Origin of the sequence: Myxococcus llanfairpwllgwyngyllgogerychwyrndrobwllllantysiliogogogochensis (assembly GCF_006636215.1) — a bacterium.
In the GTDB taxonomy this organism is placed as follows: Bacteria; Myxococcota; Myxococcia; order Myxococcales; family Myxococcaceae; genus Myxococcus; species Myxococcus llanfairpwllgwyngyllgogerychwyrndrobwllllantysiliogogogochensis.
Map to the genome: position 1 here is coordinate 1 of NZ_VIFM01000405.1, position 7,507 is coordinate 7,507.

The 7,507-nt window shown below is 70.2% G+C and carries 7 protein-coding genes; 6 read left to right on the forward strand and 1 reads right to left on the reverse strand.

The annotated features are described in order from the left end of the window. Positions 1 to 1,180 (forward strand): trypsin-like peptidase domain-containing protein (locus FJV41_RS46855; RefSeq protein ID WP_141649125.1); only part of this gene is annotated, 1,180 nt, incomplete at its 5' end. A 13-nt stretch (positions 1,181 to 1,193) separates the two neighbouring features. Next, the gene (locus tag FJV41_RS46860; protein WP_141649126.1) at positions 1,194 to 1,787 is read left to right on the forward strand and encodes an SGNH/GDSL hydrolase family protein; all 594 of its coding nucleotides are present in this window, start codon (positions 1,194 to 1,196) and stop codon (positions 1,785 to 1,787) included. Between the two features lie 17 nt (positions 1,788 to 1,804). Here FJV41_RS46860 and FJV41_RS46865 read toward each other — a convergent pair whose 3' ends face one another. Then, on the reverse strand, positions 1,805 to 3,730 hold the full coding sequence (locus FJV41_RS46865) for a GGDEF domain-containing protein (protein WP_141649127.1): 1,926 nt from the start codon (positions 3,728 to 3,730) through the stop codon (positions 1,805 to 1,807). Between the two features lie 192 nt (positions 3,731 to 3,922). Here FJV41_RS46865 and pgeF point away from each other — a divergent pair, with 192 nt between their 5' ends. From pgeF to FJV41_RS46885, 4 genes are all read left to right on the forward strand, one after another. Further along, the gene (pgeF, locus tag FJV41_RS46870) at positions 3,923 to 4,684 is read left to right on the forward strand and encodes a peptidoglycan editing factor PgeF (protein WP_141649128.1); all 762 of its coding nucleotides are present in this window, start codon (positions 3,923 to 3,925) and stop codon (positions 4,682 to 4,684) included. A gap of 79 nt (positions 4,685 to 4,763) precedes the next feature. Further along, on the forward strand, positions 4,764 to 5,651 hold the full coding sequence (locus tag FJV41_RS46875) for a tetratricopeptide repeat protein (RefSeq protein WP_141649130.1): 888 nt from the start codon (positions 4,764 to 4,766) through the stop codon (positions 5,649 to 5,651). A 26-nt stretch (positions 5,652 to 5,677) separates the two neighbouring features. Further along, positions 5,678 to 6,898, forward strand: coding sequence for a LysM peptidoglycan-binding domain-containing protein (locus tag FJV41_RS46880; protein WP_174455214.1), 1,221 nt, complete (start codon positions 5,678 to 5,680; stop codon positions 6,896 to 6,898). Between the two features lie 135 nt (positions 6,899 to 7,033). Next, positions 7,034 to 7,507: DNA-processing protein DprA (locus FJV41_RS46885; protein ID WP_174468523.1), on the forward strand; the 474-nt coding region annotated here is incomplete at its 3' end.

Genomic DNA, 7,507 nt, shown 5'->3' on the forward strand with positions numbered 1-7,507 from the left:
CCGGGGAGGAGGGCGGGAGCAGCTCCGCCAGGGCGCGGGCTCCGGCTTCATCATCGAGCCGACAGGCATCGTCCTCACCAACAACCATGTGGTGGAGGACGCGGTGTCCATCACCGTGCGATTGGATGACGGGCGCTCGTTCTCCGCGGTCGTCGTGGGCAGGGACCCGCTCACCGACGTCGCGGTGGTGAAGATCAAGGACAAGGTGGAGGGGCTGCCCACGGTGAAGCTGGGCAACTCCGACGCGCTGCGCGTGGGCGACTGGGTCGTCGCCATTGGCAATCCCTTCGGACTGGCTTCCAGCGTCAGCCTGGGCATCGTCTCCGCGCGAGCACGCGATATCGGCGCGGGGCCCTACGACGAGTTCCTCCAGACCGACGCGGCCATCAACCCGGGCAACTCGGGCGGCCCGTTGTTCAACATGCGAGGTGAGGTCGTCGGCATCAACACCGCCATCGTCGGCGGCGGCACGGGCATCGGCTTCGCGGTGCCCAGCAACCTCGTCACGGCACTGGTGCCCCAACTGGAGAAGGAAGGCTCCGTCACGCGCGCGTGGCTGGGCGTGGGCATCCAGGACCTGACGCGGGACTTGTCGAGCGCGCTCAAGCTGCCAGTGACGGAGGGCGCCATCCTCACGCAGGTGAATCCTGCCTCTCCGGCGGCGAAGGCGGGCCTGAAGTCCGACGACGTCGTCACCGCCATCGATGGGCAGCCGGTGACGTCCAGCGGCCAGCTCACTCGCACCGTGGCGCTCAAGCGCCCGGGCAGCACCTCCACGCTGACGGTGTTCCGTGAAGGCAAGAAGCAGGACGTGAAGGTGATTCTTGGCACGCGGCCCGACCTGGAGGGCGTGACTTCGCGCAAGCAGCAGGGCGACGACTCGCAGGAGAGCTCGCGCCGCGTGGGCGTCAGCCTCCAGAACCTGGATGCGCGCACCGCGCAGCAGGCGGGCTTCAATGAGCGCCAGGGCGCCCTCATCACCGACGTGGTGCCGGGCTCTCCGGCGGACCGCGCGCAGCTCGAGCCGGGCATGGTGGTGGTGGAGGCCAACCGCAAGCCGGTGAACAACGCGGACGACCTGGCCAAGGCGATTCGCGCGGCTCCCGCTGGCAGCACGCTGCTCCTGCGCGTGGCGGCCCCGGGAGGCAGCCGCATGCTCCGCGCCCTGCGCATGCCGTAGTGGAGCGACGGACATGAGCGTCAACTACGTCGCGCTCGGAGACAGCACCGCGGTGGGCGTAGGCGCGCCGCGCGGCGGGGGCTATCCCGAGCGCCTCGCCTCACGACTGCGCCGAGCTGGGCTGTCAGTGGGGCTCACCAACCTGGGCGTCAGCGGGGCGCGCGTCCGCGACGTCTTCACCGGGCAGCTCAAGGCCACGGTGGCCGCGCAACCCACGCTGGTGACGCTGGGGGTGGGGACCAATGACCTCTGGCGCGGCACGGCGGTGGAGGACTTCCAGGAGGAGTTGGAGCGCATCGCCCGGCGTCTGAAGCAGACGGGTGCCCCCCTGGTGCTGGTGAACATCGCGGACATGGCGATGGCACCCGTCGCGAAGCTGGTGCCCAGTGCCCTCTACGAAGGGCGCATCGAGCCCTTCAACGCCGCCATCGCCCAGGTGGCGCGCACGGAGGGGCTGCACCTGGTGGACATGTATTCGGCGAGTCGGGAGATGTTTCCCCGCTCGCCGCACTTCTTCTCCGGGGATGGCTTCCACCCCTCCGAGGAAGGCTACGAGGAGTGGGCGGACCTGATGCTGCCCACGGTGCGCACGCTCGTGTCCCGCTGAGGCAGCGGGGCCGCGCGCTACGCCTTGGCCACGCCGCCGGGAGGAGCGCTGGCGGTCGGCTCGGTCGGAGGCGCGTGGGGGCCTCGCTCGCGACCGGGGTGGATCTCCATGCCCATCTCGAACGGCGTCGTGCGGTTGCGGCCCGTGCGCTTGCTGCAATAGAGGGCCGCGTCCGCGCTGTCGACGAGCCCCTCCTGCGTGTTGGCGTCGCTGGGGAAGTGGGACACGCCCACGGACACGGTGACGTGGCCGCCCGGGAGGCCGGGCTGGTTGAGCACGATGGTCTCCGCCACCGCGCGACGCAGCTTCTCCGCCACATCCACCGCGTCCTGCTTGGTGGCCTGGGGGAGGAGAATGACGAACTCCTCGCCGCCATAGCGCGCCAGCGTGTCCACCTTGCGCACGCGCGAGCGGAGGATGTCGCAGACGCGGCGGAGCGTCTCGTCACCCGCCCGGTGGCCGGCCAGGTCGTTGAGGCGCTTGAAGTGGTCCACGTCCACCATGAGCAGCGCCAGTGACGTGCCGAAGCGCTGCGCTCGCGCCAGCTCCAGCTCCATGCGCTGGAAGAGGTGACGCCGGTTGGGCACCCCCGTCAGCGGGTCCGTCATGGTGAGCTTCACCGTCTCCGCGTGCAGTTGGGCGTTCTTCACGGCGGCCGCCGCGATGTCCGCCACCGCGGTGAGCAGCTCGATTTCCCCCGCCGAGAAGCTGGCGATGAGCGGACGCTGGAAGTTCACCACGCCCATGAGCGTGCCCGCGTGCACCATGGGCACCGCGAGCAGCGCGCCGGTGAGCATGGCGTCCGTCACCAGTCCGCGCCGCGCGAAGATGCTGGAGTGGTCCGCGACGTCCGGCAGGTACACCGCCTTGTGCGTCTGGGCCGCGCGGCCGCAGGCGCCTTCGCCCACCGAGAAGGTGAGCCCCTCCGAGCTACGGCCCTCCGGCCACGCCTGCTTCACCTCCAGCGCGCCCTCCGGGCTGACGAGCATGATGGAGAACTCCGGAATCTGGAGCCGCTCCACCACCAGCCGGGTGACGGCCTCCAGCAGCTCGTCCAGCTCCAGCGTGGCGTTGAGGGAGCGCGTCACGTCGAACAGCAGCGACAGCTCGCGAAGCCGGTCTTCCAACTCGTCCTTGAGCGCGAGCTTCTCCTTCACCAGCTCCAGGTCGCGGTGGGTGTCGATCTCCTCCGCCTTCATCGCGGTGAGCCGCGCCAGCATCTGGTTGAAGGCGGCGCCCAGGCGCGCGATTTCATCCGTGCCGCGCACGTCCGCGCGCACCAGCAGATCTCCCGCCTCCGCGCGCCCCATGGCCGCGCTCAGCCGACGCAGCGGACGCGTGAGGTTGAAGTGCAGCGACAACGCGATGACGAGCGCGAGCAGGATGGCGAACACCGCCATGGACCCCAGCGCGCCACCGAACACCTTCGTCAGTTGCTGATGCAGCGCGGGCTCCGTCATCCGCATCTGCAGGACACTGGCGCCCGGAACCTCCCCGCGCGAGTGACAGCTCCCGCACTCCGGACCGCCCAGGGGCCGCACCACCTCCGTGACATCGTCCGCCGAGCGCGCCGTCTCCGGCCCGGGGCGGGTGAGCCGCGAGGCCTCCGGATGCACCGAGCCGACCTCGGACGGCTCGCGAGACCAGCGCACGCGTCCGTCCGGCGTCAGCACACGCACGTCCGCCACCGAGCGGAACAACCGCGTGTCCGAGTGGAGCACCTCCGCCACCGCGCCATGCGCGGGCGCACCGGGCCCCTGCGGCAACATGAATGTCGAGGCGACGAACTCCGCGAGTGCGAGCGACTCCACCTGCGTGGCGTCCTGCACCGCCACCCGCGCCTCGCGCCAGAAGTGGCCCACGCCCAGCAACGCCACCACCAACCCCGGCAGAGCGATGCTCCAGAGGAGCTTCCGGCCTACGGTGTCGGGACCCAAGGGCATGCGCGCGTTCGCGTCACTTCGTTCGAAAGGATTCAACTCGTTTCACGAAGAGTCCGCGGAATTGTCAATGGGCTGACGCGGACTGTCAAACGTACTTGCATGGGAATTTTATCATTCCGTTGGCGCATCCGGTTGGCGCACGTCGACGTCCGCGTGCGTCGGGATGGGCGTGACGGTTAGAAGGGCCACCTCATGGCGACCGAGTTGCTCACGTCCTCGTTGCTTCCCGTTCCGCACGGCTTCGCGACTCGCGCGGGCGGTGTGTCCGAGGGGCCCTTCGCCTCGCTCAACCTGGGGTTCTCCACGGGAGATGACCGGGCAAAGGTGGAGGAGAACCTGCGCAGGCTGGCCACGGCGGCCGGTGCTCCGCTGGGTGCGCTGTCGCGTGTGTCCCAGGTGCATGGGGACCGGGTGCTGGAGGCCCGGGTGGAGGAGGGGGGCGACATGCTGCGGCCTCCCGAGGGCGAGGCGGACGGGCTTTGGACCGAAGTGCCCGAAACGTGGGTGGCCGTGGGCACGGCGGACTGCGTACCGGTGTTGCTGGTGGACCCGGACGGACGGCGTGTGGCGGCGGTGCACTCGGGGTGGCGTGGGACGGACGCGGATATCAGCGCTCGCGCGGTGGAGGCGCTGGTGGCGCGAGGGGCTCGGCCAGAGCGACTGCTGGCGGCGGTGGGGCCCGCGATTCAGCGCTGTTGCTACGAAGTCTCGGCGGAGCTGGGGCAGCGCTTCACGACGCGCTTCGGCTCGGAAGTCGTGGCGGAGGAGGGCGGGCGCATCCGGTTGGACCTGTCACGGGCGGTGCGGCTGACGTTGCTGGGTGCGGGGCTGAGGTCGGCCCATGTGGACGTGCTACAGGCCTGTACCGCGTGCGAGCCCTCGCGGTTCTTCTCCCACCGGCGTGACGCGGGGCGTACCGGACGCCACCTCAACCTGGTGGTAAACAGGTTCTAGGCGGGGAGCGCCGGCCGTTTTCTTGACGCTCTCCGACGTGCCTTCCTATCCTCGGAGGGACTTTCATCCGTCGAGGCCCGTGCTCGAGCGCTCCGCCATCTTCCGCTTGCTCGCCGCAGCGCCGCTGTGCGCGCTGTGTGCTTGTGCCACCACCGCCGCCTCCCAGGCGGAGGTCGCGGCGCTGCAGGCGGAGCTGCGCACGCTGCGCGAGTCGCAGACGCGCCTGGTGGACCGGCTGGAGCGCCTGGAGGCCCATGCCGCCGTCGACCGCGCGCGGGCCCCTGGTGCCCCCGCGGCGAAGCAGTCCTCCACGGTTCCCGTGCGAGTCACCGCGCCGGAGCAGGGTGGGGCGCTGACGTCGACCCCGGACCTGGCGGTGGTGAAGCTCAAGCCGCGCTTCGAGCCCGCGCCCAAGCTGTCCACGCAGGTGGCGGTGGTGGAGCCCGAGTCCGAGCAGGTGGAGATGTTCATCAGCTCGGTGCCGGACGGCACGCCTGGGTCCGCCTCGGGTGGCACCACCCTGGCGTCGACGGGCGGGGCTACCATGGTGACCACGCGGGAGGATGACCCCGCGGACCAGCCGGACCCGGATGTGCTCGAGGCCGACTACGAGAAGTCGGTGTCGCTCCTGCGCACCGGCAACGTGGAGGGGGGCGTGCAGCGCCTGCGCCGCTTCTCCGAGGAGAACCCCCGCCACCCGCGCGCGGACAACGCGCTGTACTTCAGCGGGCTGGGGCAGATGGGGCTCAACGAGTTCAAGGACGCCGCGAAGTCGTTCGAGCGGCTGATCGCCACCTATCCCGCCGGGGACGCCATGCTGGACGGCATGCTCCGGCTCGCCGAGTGCCGGATGCGGCTCAACCAGGCCGCGGATGCCCGGGCTCTCTACACGCGCGTCGTCACCCAGTTTCCGGGGACGGCCGCCGCCACGCAGGCGGAGCAGCGGCTCGCCGCCCTCCCGCAGTGAAGTCTTCTTCGAAAGGATGTCGTGCGATGCGCACCCGGATCCTCACCTCGCTGATGTTGAGCCTCGCCGTCGCCCCCGCCTGGAGCGCATTCGCGCAGCAGCAGGAGGGCAGCGACCCGGAGGACACCGAGGCCGGCGGTGAGACGGAAGGCGCGGAGGTCATGGACGAGGCGCCCGAGCGCCCCTCCGGCACCAACGTGACGCTGCCGCCCGGCGCGGCCAAGGGCCGTGACAGCGCCCCCGGCGTGGTCCACACCGTCGAGTCCGGTGACACGCTGTGGGACCTGTCCTCGCGCTACCTGGGCAGCCCCTGGTACTGGCCGAAGGTCTGGTCCTACAACCCGGAGATCGCCAACCCGCATTGGATCTACCCGGGCAACCAGGTGAGCTTCTTCGGCGGGGGCGAGGAAGTGCCCCAGCGCGTGGAGACCGGCGATGACACCGTCGACGTGGCCGCCCCCACGGAGCTGTCCGGTGGGGACATGGTCTCGGTGTCGGGCAAGATTGGCTACGACGTGTCCTCGTCGCGGCCGGTGACGACGCAGGGTTTCGTCACCGCGCGAGAGCTGGAGGAGGCGGGCCGCATCGAGGGCTCCCCGAACGGCGCGCTGATGCTGGCCTTCCCGGACAACGTCTACGTGCGCTTCAAGCGCAAGGCCGACGCCAAGGTCGGTGACCGCTACGTCGTCTTCCACACCACGCAGAAAGTGAAGCACCCGCGCTCGGGCAAGGAGCTGGGCTTCCTGACGGACTTCGTGGGCACGCTGCGCGTGGTGCGCGTGGACAAGGGCGTCGTCACAGCGCAGATCGTCGACACCTGGGACGGCATCGAGCGTGGCGACCTGGTGGGCCCCTACGGCGAGAAGCTCAGCGAGCGCGTCGCCCCCCGGCCCAACACGAAGGAACTCAACGCCACCGTCGTGACGGCGCTGGTGCCGTACCTGTCGCTGCTCGGTGAGCACAACACCGTGGTGCTGGACAAGGGCAGCGCCGATGGCGTCCAGCTGGGCAACACCTTCCTCATCCTCCGCCAGGGCGACCCGTCCCGGCAGGTGTTGGGCAAGCCGGAGCTCCCCCCGCCGCCCGCGTCCGACAAGGCGCTGCCGTGGGAGAACATCGGCACGTGCATGGTCACCGAGGTGAAGGAGCGCACCAACAACTGCCTGATGATGCGCTCCACCGAGGAGATCAACACCGGCGACCGCGCGTACATGCGCGTGAGCCCCGCCCCCACCGCCAGCCGCTGATTCCGGCAGGAAAAGTGCATCCCCTCCCGTCCAGGAGGGGTTGAGTGCTTGACCGGTGGCGGTCCGGTGTTTATGTGTCGCGCCCCTCCCTGCGGACCCATCTTCTATATAGGTGGGAATGGAGGGGGGTTGGGTATGGCGGACGCTGAGACGGACAGCCTCACGGCGGAACAGCAGGCATGCCTGGCGCTCTGGGCCGTTCCCGGCCTGGGGCCGAGGACGCTGGCCGCCTTGCGCGCATTCGCCGACGGTCGTCTCGCTCCCCTGGCCGCGACTCCGGTAGGAGACTGGGTGTCCGAAGCGCCGGTTTCCCCACAAGTTCGTCGTCGGCTGGCGACCCTGGAGCGGCTCCCCGTCGTCGCGGAGCGGTTGCAGGAGGCGTGTCACGCAGGAGGCATGCGGGTGGCGTTCGCCGAACAGCGGACCTATCCGGAGCGTCTCAAGCAGGTGGAGGACGCGCCGCCCCTGCTGTTCCACCGGGGCCAGCCCGGGCCGCCGCGCAGGCGGGTGGCCATGGTGGGCAGCCGACATCCGGATCAGGGTTTCCTGCCTTTTGCCCGTGCCTTCGCCCGTCAGGTGGCCGAGGGTGGGGTGGGGGTGGTGTCGGGT

What these genes read in the sequence shown, in the direction of transcription:
- FJV41_RS46860 (WP_141649126.1), top strand. Translation starts at nt 1,194, where the DNA reads ATGAGCGTCAACTACGTCGCGCTCGGAGACAGCACCGCGGTGGGCGTA.
- FJV41_RS46865 (WP_141649127.1), bottom strand. Translation starts at nt 3,730, where the DNA reads ATGCCCTTGGGTCCCGACACCGTAGGCCGGAAGCTCCTCTGGAGCATC.
- pgeF (WP_141649128.1), top strand. Translation starts at nt 3,923, where the DNA reads ATGGCGACCGAGTTGCTCACGTCCTCGTTGCTTCCCGTTCCGCACGGC.
- FJV41_RS46880 (WP_174455214.1), top strand. Translation starts at nt 5,678, where the DNA reads ATGCGCACCCGGATCCTCACCTCGCTGATGTTGAGCCTCGCCGTCGCC.